The sequence below is a fragment of the Haemophilus sp. SZY H53 genome, assembly GCF_054332375.1.
Map to the genome: position 1 here is coordinate 256,271 of NZ_JBTGNV010000002.1, position 17,636 is coordinate 273,906.

The window sequence follows — 17,636 nt, forward strand, 5'->3', positions numbered from 1 at the left end:
TCAGGGCGAAAATTTCAGAATGAAAGGTTCGCCCTTCTTTTATGTAGAATAATATGAAAAAAATTGCCGTCCTGATTTCAGGACAAGGATCAAATCTTCAAGCGATAATTAAGGCTTGTCAAACTGGTTTTATTCCTGGAAAGATTGTGACTGTCATCAGTAATAAAATCGATTCATTTGGCTTAGAACGTGCTGAAAGTGCGGGCATTCCTAGCCGAGTTTTTTTGCGCCAAGATTTTGCCTCTAATCTCGATATGGATAAGGCTATAGGTGATTATTTAGATGATCTCAATGTTGATCTCATTGTGTTAGCCGGCTACATGAAAATCTTAACCAAACCATTCACACAACGTTTTGCTGGGAAAATTTTAAATATTCACCCTTCCCTTCTTCCAAAATATCCTGGGTTACATACTTATCAAAGAGCACTTGAGAATGGCGAGAGCGAACATGGTACAACCGTGCATTTTGTCAATGAAGAGATCGATGGCGGTGCCATTGTGTTACAAGCTAAAGTACCGATTTTCCCTGGTGATACCGTCGAGGAGATTGAACTTCGTACACGTGAACAGGAATATCATATTTATCCTTTAGTGATTAAATGGTTTATTGAGGAGCGATTAAAACTCGAAAACGGTATAGCATATTTAGACGACTCCCCTTTACCCATATCTGGCTATGCCGCTGAATAACGTTAAATAAAAAGCGGTACACACTGTGTACCGCTTTTTTCAGAACAAGGTTCCATTAGAAACGATAACCTAAACCGACGAAATATACTGTAGGGTCAAGTTTCACCTTCACCGTATGATTTTCACCAGCTAAATTAAAACGCGCTTTGGTTTTAATTTGCGCATACCACATTGCCGCATTGAAATAAAGGTTATCTGTCAGTTTAACATCTATACCCACATTCGCAATCGGGCCAACTGAATCTTTTAATCTAAGATTAGATACACCAGCTAACTTAGCTTTTTCACTGAAAAACGTGGTGTAGTTAAGACCTCCACCTATATAAGGACGTACACTAGCATCTTTATCCAAGAAATAGTATTGAGCATATAAACTTGGCGGTAAATGTTTAGTTTTACCCACTAAAGCAGACCCTAACTTAATCTCATGACTAAAAGGTGTCGCCGCAAGTAATTCTACCCCGATGTTATCAGTGAACATATAAGTACCCGTTAACCCCAATTGAGTATTATTGTTCACTTTAAATTTGAAGACATCGCTATTTGTGCTCGTGTGAGTATCCACAAGAACACCACCCGCTCTTACAATAACATCACCTTGTTGATGTGCATTTGCAAAGCCTGCTAATAATGCTGCGCTTAATCCCAATGCTAATGCCGTTTTTTTCATATTTTGACTCCTTAGTCATTATCTTTTAAGTCCGCATTCGGACAATACTATCTCTTGTTATAATAATACTTATTTTGGGGTATTAAACCGTGATCTCTGTCAAATTTTTTGAAATTAATTAAAAAATTTTTTTTAATCTAGAGCAATTCTTCGTATTTTTAGTTTTTTGATGTCAAAGCTTGTATAATTACCTCACTTTTTTTACCGAGAAAATAAGATGCAAATTAACTTTACTCAGATTTTTCAAGATAGCCTCAATTTTATGCGTAATCAGCGAAAAACCGTGCTGATTTTCGTTGGGATTTTTGTTGTCTCACAATTGATTAATGCATTAGTCAGTGTACCAATGCCGAGTTTGGGTGATAATCCTAATCCATCACAACAAGACATTATTGATGCATTAAGCAAAGTGGAGCCAACTGCTCTGATTGGATCTTTTGTATTCCAACAATTATTGATGTCTTTTATTGCGACCTTCGGTATTGCAACCATTCATCATATTAGCCAGCAAAACCAAAATCCGATTAATCAAGGTCTCATGCTGACATTACGTCGTTTTTTAGGTGTGGTGGTTTTAGATATTTTTATGAGCTTGCCGCTTTTATTTGGTATCGTTGATGTTATGAGTTCATTTTTAAGCAAAAATGCACTCTCCCCTCTAGCCTTTTTTTCAATGGTATTTGGCTTGTTTTTCTTTGTTCGTTTATGCTTATCGCCCGTGCATTATATTGCTTCCAATCAATCTATCGGGCAAAGTGCTTTACAAGTGTGGCGTGCGGGTGTTAAACGTAATGGCATATTGATTATTTATGCTTTGATCACTTATTTACTTCTACCTTTATTAGTGAATAGCGTTGGTGCAATCCTAGGTACATCATTTCTAAGTGTGATTTTTGGCATTTTGGTAGCATTATTTCAACTATTTATTTTAGTATTTACTTACCGTTTTTACAGTTTATTTATGAAGGCATAATATGAAGCAACTTCTTGAATTTATTCCTCTTGTTCTCTTTTTCATCACCTACAAAATGTTTGGGGTGCGTGAGGCGGCGATTGTCTTAGTGATCGCGACCATCATTCAGATGGTTGTACTAAAACTGAAATATGGCATGATTGAGAAACAACAAAAAATCATGGCAATTGCTGTCGTCTTTTTTGGTTTGCTCACTGCCTATTTCAATGAAATCAAATACCTACAATGGAAAGTCACGATTATTAATGCCTTATTTGCCATTGTTTTATTGGTTGCACAATTCCAATTCAATACGCCACTGGTGAAAAAGTTATTAGGCAAGGAAATCCAATTACCGAATAATGTGTGGAACAAATTAAATGTAGGCTGGGCAGGATTTTTTATTCTGTGTATGCTGGTAAATATTTATATCAGCCAAAATATGTCTGAAGATGCTTGGGTTGATTTCAAATCTTTTGGTTTACTTGGTATGACCTTTGTTGCAACAATTGTCAGCGGTGCTTATATTTACCGTTACTTACCTAAAGATGATCAAAAAAATGATGAGGAAAAATAATGGTTTCAAATCTTATCGATAAAGACGGTCGTCAATCTAAAGGCGTATTATTACTACGCACCTTGGCTATGCCTTCAGATACCAACGCCAACGGCGATATTTTCGGTGGCTGGATTATGTCACAAATGGATATGGGCGGAGCAATTCTAGCAAAAGAAATTGCTCATGGTCGCGTTGTCACCGTTGCCGTAGAAAGTATGAATTTCATTAAGCCTATCGCCGTCGGTGACGTGGTGTGTTGTTACGGCCAATGTCTCAGTGTGGGTCGTTCTTCTATTAAAATCAAGGTAGAAGTATGGGTGAAAAAAGTTGCCAGTGAACCAATTGGGGAACGTTACTGCGTGACAGATGCTGTATTTACCTTTGTCGCCGTAGGAAAAGACGGCAAATCCCGCTCTATTCCACGTGAAGGTAATCTTGAACTAGAACGAGCATTAGCCTCTATCGAAGAATTAAATTGTTAAAAGGATAAATGATGTATTACGTAATTTTTGCCCAAGATATTCCTGGTACTTTAGAAAAACGCCTTACTGTACGTGAGCAACATCTTGCTCGTTTAAAACAATTACAAGCAGAAGGTCGCTTATTAACAGCAGGTCCTAATCCTGCCATTGACGATGAAAATCCAGGCGAAGCTGGCTTTATCGGCTCGACTGTGATTGCTCAATTCGAAAGTCTGTCTGCAGCAAAAGACTGGGCTGCACAAGATCCTTATGTTGAAGCTGGCGTTTACGGTGATGTGATTGTGAAGCCTTTCAAAAAAGTTTTCTAAATAAAACGAACGCTACACTCAAAGACGGATCTAAATATCCGTCTTTCTCTTTATATGGAATCTCCTATGCGAGCACTTAAACACACGACAATTTCGTTATTGATTTTAACCGCACTTTCAGGCTCAGCTTTGGCTAATCAGCATGCCCATAAAAGCAAAAATGAAACAGCGCCACAAATTAACCTTGCAGAAGAACAAGCCAAATGGGCACAGCAACAGCACGCTCATGAATTAAAGCTGATTGAACAACGCGCGACTTTTCTGCAATTAGAGTCGCTCCTAAAAAGTGCGGTCAAAAATAATCATGTTTCTAATAATGCCAAATTATTTCTTGGGCTTATTGATTCTTTAAAAGGTTATCCATTGCAAACTGATGCTATAGCGGCTTATTTAGATGCACGTGTAAAAACCGTTAATCGCGATACACCTCGTGAAGAAGTGAATGCATTGCGAACAGACATTGAACAATTTATTCAGCAACATTCCTCTCATTTCCTACGTGGAAAATTAGAACAACGTATTTTTACGTTATTCACCAATGCTGAAGATACTCAATCTCTCGCCAAACTCAAGCCAAATAATTTAGAAACACAAATTGCCGTGCTTACAGCTAAATATCAAATAGAGGCAGCCAATACCAGTCAGACGACAGAAAACCAATCAAACGACAAGAATAAATTGGCTATTTTGTCTGAATATGAACAACTTTGGCTCAATAATGCAGAGCTTCCTAATGATGCTCAACTCTGGGCGGCTTGGTATTCACAAGGTGGACGCGCTGAAGAGAAGATCTATCAAAAAGCGGAAATGCTCTTCAGTAAAAATGATGCGAAAGGATTAGAAATACTCGCTAAAGAGTTAGAAAAAATTGAGAATGCTAAAGAAGATGAGCAAGTAGCCGCTCATTTAGCGCTCTATCAGGATCTCTTAAAAAATCCAGCCAATTTGAAAATACTTGCCGAGAAATTACCATTAATTAATGATAATACGAATAAAATCACCAATAAATTTGCTGTAGTGCTCGGTTTTGCTCGTTATTTGCGAACCATTCCGGAAAATATGAATGAGCCAACTTTCACTCCTTACGAGCAATGGGCTAAGACTTGGCAATTAAATGAAAGTGAATTACGTGGTTGGAAAATCGCCTTTATTAGCCGTTTCTTTGATAACGAAAGCCCTAACTTTGTGCAATGGCGCGATCAAGAAATCCTAAAACTCAATGCAGATAACCTCATTGAACGTCGTTTGCGTACGGCTATTTGGCAACAAACGGATTTATTAGGTTGGTTGAATGCCCTTTCAGATGAAGCGAAGCAAAAACAAGAATGGCGTTATTGGATGGCTAAAATAGCTGCTCAAGCATCCGATAAAGATGCGAAACAACGATTAGAAGCTTTATCGAAAGAACGTGGGTTTTATCCAATGTTAGCAGCGGTCAAATTAGGCCATTCCTACAAACTGGAAATGCCTAAAATTTCTCAAGAGTCCAATATCCAAGAGGAGTATTCAGCTGAATTAGCTGAGATTGCAGAACTGCGTCAATTAGATCGATTAGGCGCAGCCAAACAACGTTGGCGTTCTCTATTAGAAAAATTACCGCAAGAGAAACAACTTGCGTTAAGCCAATATGCAAATGAACAAAATTGGTTTGAATTGGGCGTAGATGGCTCAATTATTGCAAAAGCTTGGGATTATATCGACTTACGCTTACCAAATGCTTACAGTCAATATTTTGATATTGCCCTCAGTAATGGGAATCTCAGCGCAACGGAACCTCAAGCGATTGTGGATAATCGTGTAACCAAAACTTTTGCCATGGCCATTGCTCGCCAAGAAAGTGCTTGGAATCCAATGGCACAATCTTCTGCAAATGCTCGAGGATTAATGCAGCTATTACCGAGTACTGCACAAAAAACAGCAGAAAATCAGCAACTTCCTTATAACGGTGAGTTAGATTTATTTAAACCGCTTAATAATATTTTACTCGGCACGGCTCACTTAAATGAGTTAAATGCTAAATACCCTAATAACCGAATTTTGATCGCCTCCGCCTATAATGCGGGAGCAAGCCGTGTAGAAAAATGGCTTGCAAGAGCCAATGGCAAATTGGCTATGGATGAATTTATTGCCTCTATTCCATTCTTTGAAACGCGAGGTTATGTTCAAAACGTATTAACTTACGATTTTTACTATCAAAACCTACAAGACAAAGAAAAATTACAAACCTTTAGCAAAGAGGAATACGATCGGCTATACTAGTCGCACTAGTTTAATAGTATAGGGTTGTTGATATGTATATTAGTCGCAATTTAGAACAATGGAATGCTTTCCTCGCGACCTTGCAAACTGCATTTAAGCAAGGCAAAGCACAAGATTTCTTAACGCTTCTGCTCACGCCTGATGAACGTGATGCGGTGGGGTTACGTTTACAAATCGTAGCACAGTTATTGGATAAAAATCTCTCACAACGAGAGATTCAACAAAATCTCAATACCAGTGCAGCAACCATTACGCGTGGTTCTAATATGCTCAAAACAATGGATCCGGATTTTATAAACTGGGTGAAAAGCCAACTCGATGAGCAAGCTGCAAAAAACTAAGCGAATTCTGACCGCACTTTTACATCTTTTTCGCCCCTCTTGGTGGAAAAAAAATTGGCAACGGGTTGCGTGGCGTTTTTCTCTCGCAATCCTGGCATTTTTCATTTGCTTCCGCTTTATCCCTGTTCCCTTCTCTGCCTATATGGCACAGCAAAAAATCGGGCACTTATTACAGTTAGATTTCAGCTATTCAATCAAATACGATTGGGTGAGCCTTGATGAAATCTCACCGAATATGCAACTTGCGGTAATTGCCGCTGAAGATCAAAAATTTCCCAACCACTGGGGCTTTGATTTTGAAGCAATTCAAAAGGCCTTTAAATTTAATGAAAAATCTCGCCGAATCCGAGGCGCTTCAACGATTTCTCAACAAACAGCAAAAAACCTCGTTCTCTGGCATGGACAAAGTTGGTTTCGCAAAGGATTAGAAGTTCCCATAACGGCATTAATGGAAATCTTTTGGTCCAAAGAACGCATTTTAGAAGTGTATTTGAACATCGCAGAATTTGGTCATGGCATCTTTGGTGTAGAAGCAGCTAGTCGCTATTACTTCAAAAAATCAGCGAAAAACTTAACTCAATCAGAAGCGGCATTACTCGCTGCAGTTTTACCGAATCCGATTATCTATAAAGTGAATAAGCCTAGTGCATTAGTTCGTAAAAAACAAAGTTGGATTATGGGACAAATGAATGGATTAGGCTTAAATTATCTGAAAGAAATGTAGATTTTCCATAAAGAAAAAAACCTTGAAACTCACTTTAAGTTTCAAGGTTCTAAATTTGGTGGGATAATCTCACTTGAACTAGCAATATAAGACTTTGATTTATAATAACTTTATTTGTTGGGTTTGTGTTCAGTGTTACTATTGGTGTTACTAAAAAATGAAGTGATAGATTATCTATAATAATTAAAGCACTGGTATGCTACCTTGTGAGTTAATGGTAGCACAACAATAGGAAAATATCTAAAAAAGTAAAATAGTATTATTCGACTATTTTTTAGACAGAAATTTTTAAAAATTTTCTTAATGAAAACATTAGTTATATATGAGAATGAATAAGATAAGTTTCCTATGTTGGAAAGCAGAAAATTTGTTCAAAAAATGCTTGCAAGCAATCTGGAGGAAGTATAGGATGGTCTCAAGTTGATTTTAGTTAGACCATACAACAGTAAGGATTTCTTATTAATATATGAAATAGAGGCTATACGCCTTATCAAAAGTGATATTACAGATCATTTTTTTAAACGCAATAATATAAGGGTATTACTAACTAAAGAGTAATACCCTTTTTATATATAGGGGTTTTACCATGGATAGAATAATCAGGGTAAAAGAATTTTTAACGATATTAGGAATATCTAAAAGTACATTCTACACTTGGCAGGATAAAAGTTCTGCTTATTATAAGCCTAATTTTCCCAAAAAAGTTAGCCTAGGAGCTAACTCCGTAGGCTACTTTGAATCTGATGTAAATCGGTACTTAAACAACATTAAAAACCTAAATGAGGTGATCTATGCTTAAAACAGTAGATGATAAGATTTTTTCAATTATTAATAGGAAATTGCCATTAGAGAAACGTTTTAAGAAGTTAACTAGCAATGCTAGAAATGTCTTATATACATTAATCATAAAAAGTAAAAATGAAAATAAAGAAATAACGTTAACTACTTTCAACTCGGAATCTGTTTTTAACTTAAAAAGAGATTTATTCATTAAAGCTATAAATGAATTGATAAAAGTAGATTATTTAAAAAGAACTGAAATAGATAATATCTATATGCTAAAAATTTAAATCCAAGCCACTATTTAGTGGCTTTTTTATGGAGATTATTATGAAGAAAGAAAATGTAAGTTTTCCAGATAAATGGAAGGGATGGAGATTAAAAAATAATGAGATTAATTACAATGTAGATGATAATAACTATCTACTTTCTAGGCGTAACTATTTACTAGATAAAGTAGATGATAGCAGTTACAAACTTAAGAATAGCATAGATAGCTATTCAAATAGGCAAGTCTTAGCTTGGGGTTGCGGCTCAGGGAAAACCACAAATTTAAAGGTTCTTTGTGCTAATACTGATAAGTCTACTTTGATTATTGTAAAAACAAATGAAGAAATTAAAAGGCTTGTATTTGATGTTAAAGCATTAAATCCTAAACAGTCCATTTGTGGAATTTATAAAGGAAGCGATACATTAAAAGAATTAGAATGTAATATTTATGCTTTGTCAAAATATAGAATAGTAGTAACTAATAACTGGAGGGCTTTATATGAATCAAGCAATATATTTATTAACTATGATGATCCCATAAAGAAAGAGATAACAAAGAGAGAATTAGTTATCTTTGATGAATTCCAGACCCCTTATACGGATATAGTAGTAAAACATGAGAAATTATTAGTAGAACTTTATAAGAGAGAGTTGATATACGGAAAAGAGATAAGGCTAAATAAGGAGACAATTAAGAATATAATAAATTTTGACAAAAATATATTTAATGAATTATTTAATGATTTACCTGATATAAAAAATGAAAAACTATATCATGAAAGAGTTAGCTGGCTATTCAATAAACTTATAGTATCTTTAGGAGATCTATCTAATACAGATATATCATCAGATATTATCATACACCAAGATATTAATGACTTTATAGATGAAGATACAAAATTAATTATTTTAGATGCCACAGCAGAATTTTTATTTGAAGGTAGTAATAATTGGAATATAGAAAGATATAATCAAAGTAAAGTAGTTATAAATAATAATATTTATTATGATACATTGTTATCAACACGAAGGACAAGAAAAAGTAATGAGAAACATAAAAAAGATATTGTTGAAGACATAAGAAAACTTGAGAAATATATTTCTATGAATAATGGAAATAAACATCTTGTTATTACATGGAATAATACATTTCATATAGAGAATCTACCTAACTTCATTAAAGAAAATATTAGTAAAGATTTGCGAGATAAATATGAGGTTATTCATTATAATTCAGGAAAGTGTAGAGCTACAAATGAGTATATAAAATATGATTCAATAATATTTTTTGGTGAGTGGTTTAATAATTCATTTCATGCAGAGAGACTTTCTGAAGTATTAAATACTAAAATATAATCTAAAGATCTAGTAAAATCAGAAATAGTTCAAGCAATTTTTAGAACTCAAGCAAGAATAGGAAAGTCAGTATCTATCGCATTTTTTTACAATTATAATGAGAAATTATTGGATGGATACGATTCATTTGAAGAAAGTATTAATAGTATATTGAATATAGAAGATAATGATTTTAAAAGAATGGTTAAAATGAGAAGAATATTAAATATAATGGAAAATGAATTGAATAAGAATACACTAAAAAAAGTAAAAAACTTCATTCGTAAAATGAATATTTTAGATTTAAAAAAATGAAATTATGGAAATTAAAACCAGCCTTAAAGAATTAAATGATATTGTTGATCATAAATTTAAATCTAGGAGAGATGTTATACCACTTCAAAATGCTCTCATGGAATACCTTAATATAAATTTAACTTTATAAAATAAAAGCCTAATAGGGAGTTAATCTATTAGGCTTTATTTTTTATTGAATAGTTACATAAAAATCTTTTCCATTATCACTACTTTCAATTTTATAACGTATAGGTGCTTTTATGCCACTGTTATATTGATTTCTATAAACTTCTATTGCTTGTTCATGTTCTCTAACCATTTTATCTAACTGTTCTTTAGTTTCAGATAAATATTTATCCCTTTCTTGTTGATAATAAATTTTTACTCTATTAATATCTTGAGGGTAAGATTCTTCTAAAATCCTAAGATTATCTTCAATATTCTTAACCTTATCATCCCTTTCTTGATTGAATCTATTTTTATGATGATTGTAATTATTAGAAAGTTCCTTTTTGTTACGTTCTAAAGACTCAGACACTTCTTTATCACTTGCTCCTGCTCTTTTATAGTTTTTAGCATCTAATTCGATTTGGCTAGACATTCTTTTATAATGATTTTCATTTTCTAGTAATTTTTGTTCTGAATCAGAAATAGCTTTATTTTTATCTGAAGAAAGACTGTTCTTTTTACTAGAATATTTATTTTCTAATTCAGATAACTGTTCTTTTTCTCTTTTATCCATTTTTAATGAAAATTCATTAAATGCATTTTTTAGCATTATTTCTTTTTTTGGGTCTTCGGAATATATAATGGAATTACTTTCTTAATAGTTTAAAAACAACTGGTGTTTAAATTGGATTTTCTGGTGGGATGTTAGGATAATCAATAGTATTATATAAAAGTATCAATCACATACGAGTGATACTTTGGGAAAAAAATAAAATAGTCCAATTTACTTGACCGTGTACTATGGTACATGGTTTATAATATTCAGGGGGTGAAATAAGATGATTTATCGCATTAGTGAGTTTGCAGATAAATGTGGAGTTAATAAAGAAACGATCAGATATTACGAGCGAAAAAATTTATTACAAGAACCTCACCGAACGGAAGCTGGTTATCGGATATATTCATATGATGACGTTAAGCGTGTTGGGTTTATTAAACGAATACAGGAACTTGGTTTCTCTTTAAGCGAGATTTATAAATTACTTGCTGTTGTAGATAAAGATGAAGTTCGTTGTCAAGATATGTTCGAATTTGTTTCTAAAAAACAAAAGGAAGTGCAAAAACAAATAGAGGATTTAAAACGAATTGAAACTATGTTAGACGACTTAAAACAACGATGTCCAGCTGAAAAGCAATTACATTCGTGTCCAATAATAGAAACATTAACATGAGAGATTAATTAACGAAAGGAGCTTTTTTATGAATAAATTTAAGGTAAACATTTCAGGAATGACCTGTACGGGTTGTGAAAAACACGTAGAATCAGCACTTGAAAAGATAGGTGCTAAAAATATTGAGTCTAGTTATCGTCGTGGTGAAGCAGTATTTGAACTGCCCGATGATATTGAGGTTGAAAGTGCAATAAAGGCGATTGATGAAGCAAATTACCAAGCCGGAGAAATTGAAGAAGTATCATCACTAGAAAACGTGGCGTTAATTAATGAAGACAATTATGACCTTCTTATTATTGGTTCTGGTGCTGCTGCCTTTTCTTCGGCAATTAAAGCTATAGAATACGGTGCAAAAGTTGGAATGATTGAGCGTGGAACGGTTGGGGGAACCTGTGTGAATATTGGCTGTGTTCCGTCAAAAACTCTTCTTAGGGCAGGGGAAATCAATCATTTATCAAAAGACAATCCGTTTATAGGTTTACAAACATCCGCTGGAGAAGTGGATTTAGCTAGTTTAATCACGCAAAAGGATAAATTGGTGAGCGAACTTCGGAATCAAAAATATATGGATTTAATTGATGAATATAATTTTGATTTAATTAAAGGTGAAGCAAAATTCGTTGATGCTAGTACGGTTGAGGTCAATGGGGCAAAGTTATCTGCAAAACGCTTTTTAATTGCAACAGGTGCATCGCCTTCGTTGCCCCAAATTTCAGGACTTGAAAAAATGGACTATTTAACTAGTACAACACTTCTTGAGTTAAAGAAAATACCAAAACGATTAACTGTAATTGGTTCAGGATACATTGGAATGGAGCTTGGACAACTATTTCATCATTTAGGTTCAGAAATAACGCTTATGCAAAGAAGTGAGCGACTTTTAAAGGAGTATGATCCTGAGATTTCAGAGTCAGTTGAAAAAGCGTTAATTGAACAGGGTATAAACCTTGTCAAAGGGGCAACTTTTGAGCGTGTTGAACAAAGTGGAGAGATAAAAAGGGTTTACGTAACAGTAAATGGCAGTAGAGAAGTCATTGAATCAGATCAGTTACTTGTTGCCACTGGAAGAAAACCAAATACGGATTCTTTAAATTTAAGTGCAGCAGGTGTTGAAACTGGAAAAAATAATGAAATCCTGATCAATGATTTTGGTCAAACAAGTAATGAAAAGATTTATGCAGCAGGAGATGTGACTTTAGGACCACAATTTGTATATGTAGCAGCCTATGAAGGTGGAATTATTACTGATAATGCTATTGGTGGATTAAACAAAAAAATAGATTTATCGGTAGTTCCTGCTGTTACGTTTACGAATCCGACGGTTGCAACGGTTGGTTTAACAGAAGAACAAGCAAAAGAGAAAGGGTATGATGTGAAGACATCTGTATTACCTTTAGATGCTGTTCCAAGAGCAATTGTAAACCGTGAAACAACCGGTGTATTTAAACTAGTAGCAGATGCAGAAACACTAAAAGTATTAGGGGTTCATATTGTATCTGAAAATGCAGGAGATGTCATCTATGCAGCATCATTAGCTGTTAAATTTGGCTTAACGATAGAAGATTTAACAGAAACCCTAGCACCATATTTAACAATGGCTGAAGGGCTAAAATTAGTTGCACTTACGTTCGATAAAGATATTTCGAAATTATCTTGTTGTGCAGGCTAAGGGAACTTTTTTACAACTCCCTATTCAAGTGAACCAGCTAATGCTTTAAGGGATTTTCTAAGTGCATTTGTGGTCACAAAAATAATTTAACACTGATGATTTCGACATCAAATCTATAATTGATACCTTAACACCGCAGAGTAATAAAGGATGAATAATATGTCAGACTTATTATCCCTACCAGACATTAAAACAATAGAACCGCCACAATAAAATGAAACCGATATGATGTTTAAAGTTGAAGCAGTCGGACCACCTGAACGTTGTCCTGAATGTGGTTTTGACAAGTTGTACAAACACAGTTCAAGAAATCAACTAATTATGGATTTGCCCATTCGTTTAAAGCGAGTGGGCTTACAATTGAACCGTAGACGATACAAGTGTCGTGAATGCGGATCTACCTTCTGGGAACGCCTAATATCTGTAGATGAAAAGCGTAGTATGACCAAAAGGCTTTTAAAGTCCATTCAAGAGCAATCCATGTCTAAGACCTTTGTAGAAGTCGCAGAAAGCGTTGGTGTTGACGAGAAAACCATTAGGAACGTTTTTAAGGACTATGTGGCACTCAAAGAACGTGAATACCAGTTTGAAACTCCTAAGTGGCTTGGGATAGACGAGATAAATATTATCCGTAGACCTCGGCTTGTATTGACTAATATTGAACGCAGGACTATTTATGACATCAAGCCTAACCGTAACAAGGAAACAGTCATCCAACGTCTTTCAGAAATCAGTGACAGGACTTACATTGAGTACGTCACAATGGATATGTGGAAGCCCTACAAAGACGCAGTGAACACTATCCTTCCACACGCTAAAGTTGTCGTAGATAAGTTTCATGTAGTTAGAATGGCTAATCAAGCCTTAGATAACGTCAGAAAGTCTTTGAAAGCCCATATGAGCCAAAAAGAAAGACGTACCCTTATGCGTGAAAGGTTTATCCTTCTAAAGCGTAAACACGATCTAAATGAACGTGAATCATTCCTCTTAGATACTTGGTTAGGTAATCTTCCTGCTTTAAAAGAAGCCTATGAACTCAAAGAAGAGTTTTACTGGATATGGGATACTCCTGATCCAGATGAAGGTCATCTTCGTTATAGTCAATGGAGACACCGTTGTATGTCCAGCAACTCTATATGCAAAAATTGAACGTGGAGAAACTAAGCTCAATCTTCATAAATTGGAGCAAATTGCCAATATCTTTAATATTGATGTTTTAGAACTAATCAAAAATGATGATAAGAATGTATTGTTCTTTATGAATGATCATAATACTAACTACTACGGTTCAAATGAGAATTTGACATCAGAAATCGATCGATTAAAACTAACTATTTCGCATAAAGATGAGCTATTGAAACAAAGAGATCTAGTGATTGAACAAAAAGATAGCGAGATTTCAGCATTGAAAGAGATTATTTCTTTGCTTAAATCGAAATAGACACTATCTATAATATACTTATTTTATCTAAATTATTTAACTATCAGAAAACGCTGTATAACCTATCTAAATCACTGCTAGCAGCATTATTTAGGGATATCCCTTCTTTTCTCCAAATAATTAGCATGATTATAAGCTAGGCTAACTTGGCTTCCTGTTTTATGTGCTAGACAAGCTTCAGCATGCTCATGTTGAACGCCTTGTTCTGCTAAAAAAGTTCTAGCCAATCCCCTTAATCCGTGTGCAGTCTGTTTATCTTTGTAACCCATCCTTTTTAGTGCCATATTAACAGTAGATGAACTCATTGCTTTCTTTAAATCACTTCTATGAGTAAACAAATATTTATTATGACCCGTCATTGGTCTTAGCTGTTCTATCAAAGCCATTACTTGGGATGATAATGGTACTGTATGTAGAAACCTCACTTTCATTCTTTCAGCAGGAATATTCCATTCTTTTTTATCAAAATCAAATTCGCTCCATGAAGCGTTACTTGCTTCATTAGGTCTAACCATTGTTAATAATTGAAATAAGATTAATAATTGAGTTTTCTTTTCAATCTTAGCACTATGTATTGATTTTATAAGGGTAGGAATTTCTTCAATACTTACTCTAGGGTTATTTCTTTGACGAACAGACTTGAATGTAGAGCTAATTTTTAGGCAAGTATTACTTTCAATTAACCCACTATTAACCGCAAAATTTAAGATTTCATTTAGATGACCGCATAGTCTATGAACCATATCTGGAGATCCATTTTCCTCCACTTTCTTTAACATTTGGACTACTAAAGAAGGCTTAATTTCTTTAATAGAATATCGACCTATCAAAGGAAAAAGATGAAGCTCTAAGTTTCGCCAATATTTATTGATCGTTTTCTCTTCAACTTCTGAACTTTTTTTCTCTTTCCAAAGTTCTGCAACTTTCTCAAAGGAACTTTGAGTATCCATAAGCTGCTTTCTTTCTAGTTCTTCTCTATGTTTTTTAGGATCAATTTGTTGAGCTAATAATTTACGACAGTCATCTCTTAACATTCTAGCTTCAGCTAAGCTAACTATCGGATATGTACCTAGCCCTAAATTAGTCCTTGTACCAAGAATAGGTCGTATATAATTAAATAGCCATAATTTAGAGCCGTTAGGCTTAATTCTTAATAAAAGCCCATAACCATCACATAAGCTATACTCTTTTTCTTTTGGCTTAGCTTTTTTTATCTCCGTATCTGTTAAGGGAGTTGTTCTTCTTGCCATTAGATACCTCCAAAATGAAGTAACACTAAAAACTTTATAAATTTATTTTATAAATCATAAAGTTATAATTAATTTAGTAACACTATATGATCCTATCATAGCATGGTGTTACTATTAGTGTTACTAGAATTTGTGGATTTGGTTGGTTTCTATCGGACTTGTTAGAACAACAAAAAAGCCTTGATATGCTATATATCAAGGCTTTATCGGACTATATCATACTATATAAAATTAGAATTTGGTGGAGATAATCGGGATCGAACCGACGACCTCTTGAATGCCATTCAAGCGCTCTCCCAACTGAGCTATATCCCCAAATAACGCAAGCTATGATAAATTTCGGCTGATAAACTGTCAATATTGAAATAATCAAATCTTGTTTATCAGCCTAAATATTAAGCGTTTTGAGATTTAATAAAATCAATGGCACGTTGGATACGCGCTAACACACGTTCACGACCGATACCCACTAATGTCACATCCATCGAAGGTGATTGACCTGATCCTGTTACTGCCACGCGTAATGGCATCCCGACTTTACCCATACCCACTTCTAATTCAGCTGCGGTTTGTTCAATCGCTTCATGCGTAGAATGTAAATCCCAGCGAGAAAGTGCGGTCAATTTTTCTTTTACTTTTTCAAGTGATTCAATCGCCGCTGCTTTAAAGTGTTTCTTCACCGCTGCTTCATCAAAGCTTTCAAACTCTTCGAAGAAATAACGGCTTGCTGATGCCATTTCTTTTAAGGTTTTACAACGTTCTGCAAGCATCGTCACGATTTCAGTTAATGCTGGGCCATTTGATGTATCAATACCTTGATCTTTATAGTGCCATGCAAGGTGTTTTGCCACATATTCAGGTGGTAACTCACGAATGTAATGGTGGTTTAACCACAATAATTTTTCTGTGTTAAATGCACTCGCTGACTTACTCACATGATCTAATTCGAAGAATTTAATCATTTCTTCACGTGTAAAGATCTCTTGGTCACCATGCCCCCAACCTAAACGAACAAGATAGTTGATTAAGGCTTCAGGTAAATAACCGTCATCACGATATTGCATCACACTTACCGCACCATGACGTTTTGAAAGTTTTTGACCATCATCACCATTAATCATGGAAACGTGCGCATATACCGGAATTGGTGCGCCTAACGCTTTTAAGATATTAATTTGACGTGGAGTGTTGTTAATGTGGTCTTCACCACGCACAACATGAGTAATACCCATGTCCCAGTCATCCACTACCACACAGAAGTTGTAGGTTGGTGAACCATCGGTACGACGAATAATTAAATCATCTAATTCGCTATTGCTGATTTCAATACGACCACGCACGGCATCATCAAACACGACTGAACCTTCTGTTGGGTTTTTAAAACGTACAACATGTGGCTCATCGGCTGAATGATTGTGATCATGTAAACAATGACGGTCATAACGTGGTTTTTCTTTGTTTTGCTCTTGTGTATGACGTAATTCTTCTAGGCGCTCTTTAGAGCAATAGCAACGATAAGCCAAGCCTTGCTCAATCATTTCATCAATCACTTGATTGTAACGCTCAAAGCGTTTGGTTTGATAGTAAGGACCATGCTCCCAAGCCAGGTTTAACCACTCCATCCCTTCAATGATTGCTGCTGTTGCTTCCGGTGTAGAACGCTCTAAATCGGTATCTTCAATGCGTAATACAAACTCACCGTTGTTATGTTTTGCAAATAACCAAGAATAAAGGGCTGTACGTGCGCCACCCACGTGCAAATAACCTGTTGGACTTGGGGCAAAACGCGTACGTACTTTTACATTCGGATCTAATTCAAAAGGAGGATCAATTTTCATTTTCTTAATAACCTATTCATTTACAAAAATTACCTTTATTTTACTACGACTTGCGTGACTTCTAAATAAAAAATCTGATTTTATGCCTATTTTTGCAACAACTAGACGCTTTTTCATAAAAATATATTGACTGAAATCTCATTATACTTATAATGCCAATCCACAACATTAAGGGCGATTAGCTCAGTTGGGAGAGCACCTCCCTTACAAGGAGGGGGTCACTGGTTCGAGACCGGTATCGCCCACCACTTTTTCCAAAGTAGACTTTAATGTTGTAAAAGTTTGACCAAGCGGGCGATTAGCTCAGTTGGGAGAGCACCTCCCTTACAAGGAGGGGGTCACTGGTTCGAGACCGGTATCGCCCACCAC

19 protein-coding genes and 3 tRNA genes are annotated in these 17,636 nt (G+C 35.1%); 17 read left to right on the top strand and 5 right to left on the bottom strand.

Annotated features, from left to right (window positions below; translation table 11 throughout):
* Positions 1-53 precede the first annotated feature (53 nt).
* The gene (gene purN, locus ACXVWB_RS03420; protein ID WP_289901373.1) at positions 54-692 is read left to right on the top strand and encodes a phosphoribosylglycinamide formyltransferase; all 639 of its coding nucleotides are present in this window, start codon (positions 54-56) and stop codon (positions 690-692) included.
* Between the two features lie 55 nt (positions 693-747).
* Here the strand turns inward: purN and ACXVWB_RS03425 are convergent, their stop codons facing one another.
* Positions 748-1,362 (bottom strand): OmpW family outer membrane protein, encoded by a 615-nt coding sequence (locus tag ACXVWB_RS03425; RefSeq protein ID WP_049356401.1) that lies wholly within the window; start codon positions 1,360-1,362, stop codon positions 748-750.
* 217 nt (positions 1,363-1,579) lie between these two features.
* Here ACXVWB_RS03425 and ACXVWB_RS03430 point away from each other — a divergent pair, with 217 nt between their 5' ends.
* The 10 genes from ACXVWB_RS03430 (at position 1,580) to ACXVWB_RS03475 (ending at position 9,393) form a co-directional block, all read left to right on the top strand.
* Positions 1,580-2,335, top strand: coding sequence for a beta-methylgalactoside transporter (locus ACXVWB_RS03430; RefSeq protein WP_289901374.1), 756 nt, complete (start codon positions 1,580-1,582; stop codon positions 2,333-2,335).
* Between the two features lies 1 nt (position 2,336).
* Positions 2,337-2,891, top strand: coding sequence for a septation protein A (locus ACXVWB_RS03435; RefSeq protein ID WP_289901375.1), 555 nt, complete (start codon positions 2,337-2,339; stop codon positions 2,889-2,891).
* Positions 2,891-3,355, top strand: coding sequence for an acyl-CoA thioester hydrolase YciA (gene yciA / locus ACXVWB_RS03440; protein WP_049372961.1), 465 nt, complete (start codon positions 2,891-2,893; stop codon positions 3,353-3,355). The genes ACXVWB_RS03435 and yciA overlap by 1 nt, the downstream gene beginning before the upstream one ends.
* A gap of 11 nt (positions 3,356-3,366) precedes the next feature.
* Positions 3,367-3,663: a YciI family protein gene (locus tag ACXVWB_RS03445; protein WP_128787676.1), complete on the top strand. Its 297-nt coding sequence runs from the start codon at positions 3,367-3,369 to the stop codon at positions 3,661-3,663.
* Between the two features lie 66 nt (positions 3,664-3,729).
* Positions 3,730-5,922 (top strand): transglycosylase SLT domain-containing protein, encoded by a 2,193-nt coding sequence (locus ACXVWB_RS03450; RefSeq protein WP_289901376.1) that lies wholly within the window; start codon positions 3,730-3,732, stop codon positions 5,920-5,922.
* 32 nt (positions 5,923-5,954) lie between these two features.
* Positions 5,955-6,263, top strand: a complete 309-nt coding sequence (trpR, locus tag ACXVWB_RS03455; protein WP_289901377.1) for a trp operon repressor — start codon at positions 5,955-5,957, stop codon at positions 6,261-6,263.
* Positions 6,241-6,987: a monofunctional biosynthetic peptidoglycan transglycosylase gene (mtgA, locus tag ACXVWB_RS03460; RefSeq protein ID WP_289901378.1), complete on the top strand. Its 747-nt coding sequence runs from the start codon at positions 6,241-6,243 to the stop codon at positions 6,985-6,987. Before trpR ends, mtgA begins: the two co-directional genes overlap by 23 nt.
* A 586-nt stretch (positions 6,988-7,573) precedes the next feature.
* Positions 7,574-7,786 carry a helix-turn-helix transcriptional regulator gene (locus ACXVWB_RS03465; RefSeq protein WP_010129411.1) on the top strand — a complete coding sequence of 71 codons (213 nt, stop codon included), beginning with the start codon at positions 7,574-7,576 and terminating at the stop codon, positions 7,784-7,786.
* A complete protein-coding gene (locus ACXVWB_RS03470; protein ID WP_010129410.1) occupies positions 7,779-8,057 on the top strand; it encodes a hypothetical protein in 279 nt (92 codons plus the stop codon). The genes ACXVWB_RS03465 and ACXVWB_RS03470 overlap by 8 nt, the downstream gene beginning before the upstream one ends.
* Positions 8,058-8,097: 40 nt before the next feature.
* Positions 8,098-9,393 (top strand): DEAD/DEAH box helicase family protein, encoded by a 1,296-nt coding sequence (locus ACXVWB_RS03475; protein ID WP_289901379.1) that lies wholly within the window; start codon positions 8,098-8,100, stop codon positions 9,391-9,393.
* A 466-nt stretch (positions 9,394-9,859) separates the two neighbouring features.
* On the opposite strand, the gene ACXVWB_RS03480 is transcribed toward ACXVWB_RS03475, so the two are convergent.
* Positions 9,860-10,447 carry a hypothetical protein gene (locus tag ACXVWB_RS03480; protein ID WP_005644465.1) on the bottom strand — a complete coding sequence of 196 codons (588 nt, stop codon included), beginning with the start codon at positions 10,445-10,447 and terminating at the stop codon, positions 9,860-9,862.
* Positions 10,448-10,676: 229 nt separating this feature from the next.
* Here ACXVWB_RS03480 and merR point away from each other — a divergent pair, with 229 nt between their 5' ends.
* From merR to ACXVWB_RS03500, 4 genes are all read left to right on the top strand, one after another.
* A complete protein-coding gene (gene merR / locus ACXVWB_RS03485) occupies positions 10,677-11,069 on the top strand; it encodes an Hg(II)-responsive transcriptional regulator (protein ID WP_005644354.1) in 393 nt (130 codons plus the stop codon).
* Between the two features lie 28 nt (positions 11,070-11,097).
* On the top strand, positions 11,098-12,738 hold the full coding sequence (merA, locus tag ACXVWB_RS03490) for a mercury(II) reductase (RefSeq protein ID WP_001031935.1): 1,641 nt from the start codon (positions 11,098-11,100) through the stop codon (positions 12,736-12,738).
* 225 nt (positions 12,739-12,963) lie between these two features.
* Positions 12,964-13,887 (top strand): ISL3 family transposase, encoded by a 924-nt coding sequence (locus tag ACXVWB_RS03495; protein WP_289901380.1) that lies wholly within the window; start codon positions 12,964-12,966, stop codon positions 13,885-13,887.
* A gap of 31 nt (positions 13,888-13,918) precedes the next feature.
* Positions 13,919-14,179 (top strand): hypothetical protein, encoded by a 261-nt coding sequence (locus ACXVWB_RS03500; RefSeq protein WP_005644566.1) that lies wholly within the window; start codon positions 13,919-13,921, stop codon positions 14,177-14,179.
* An 86-nt stretch (positions 14,180-14,265) separates the two neighbouring features.
* On the opposite strand, the gene ACXVWB_RS03505 is transcribed toward ACXVWB_RS03500, so the two are convergent.
* The 3 genes from ACXVWB_RS03505 to gltX form a co-directional block, all read right to left on the bottom strand.
* Positions 14,266-15,429 (bottom strand): tyrosine-type recombinase/integrase, encoded by a 1,164-nt coding sequence (locus tag ACXVWB_RS03505; protein WP_289901381.1) that lies wholly within the window; start codon positions 15,427-15,429, stop codon positions 14,266-14,268.
* 239 nt (positions 15,430-15,668) lie between these two features.
* A tRNA-Ala gene (locus ACXVWB_RS03510) sits at positions 15,669-15,744 on the bottom strand.
* A gap of 80 nt (positions 15,745-15,824) precedes the next feature.
* Complete coding sequence (gene gltX, locus ACXVWB_RS03515) at positions 15,825-17,267, bottom strand: glutamate--tRNA ligase (protein WP_297570141.1); 1,443 nt, start codon at positions 17,265-17,267, stop codon at positions 15,825-15,827.
* Positions 17,268-17,439: 172 nt separating this feature from the next.
* Between gltX and ACXVWB_RS03520 the strand changes: the two genes are divergently transcribed.
* Both ACXVWB_RS03520 and ACXVWB_RS03525 read left to right on the top strand, forming a co-directional pair.
* A tRNA-Val gene (locus ACXVWB_RS03520) sits at positions 17,440-17,515 on the top strand.
* Between the two features lie 44 nt (positions 17,516-17,559).
* Positions 17,560-17,635, top strand: a tRNA-Val gene (locus tag ACXVWB_RS03525).
* Position 17,636 lies beyond the last annotated feature (1 nt).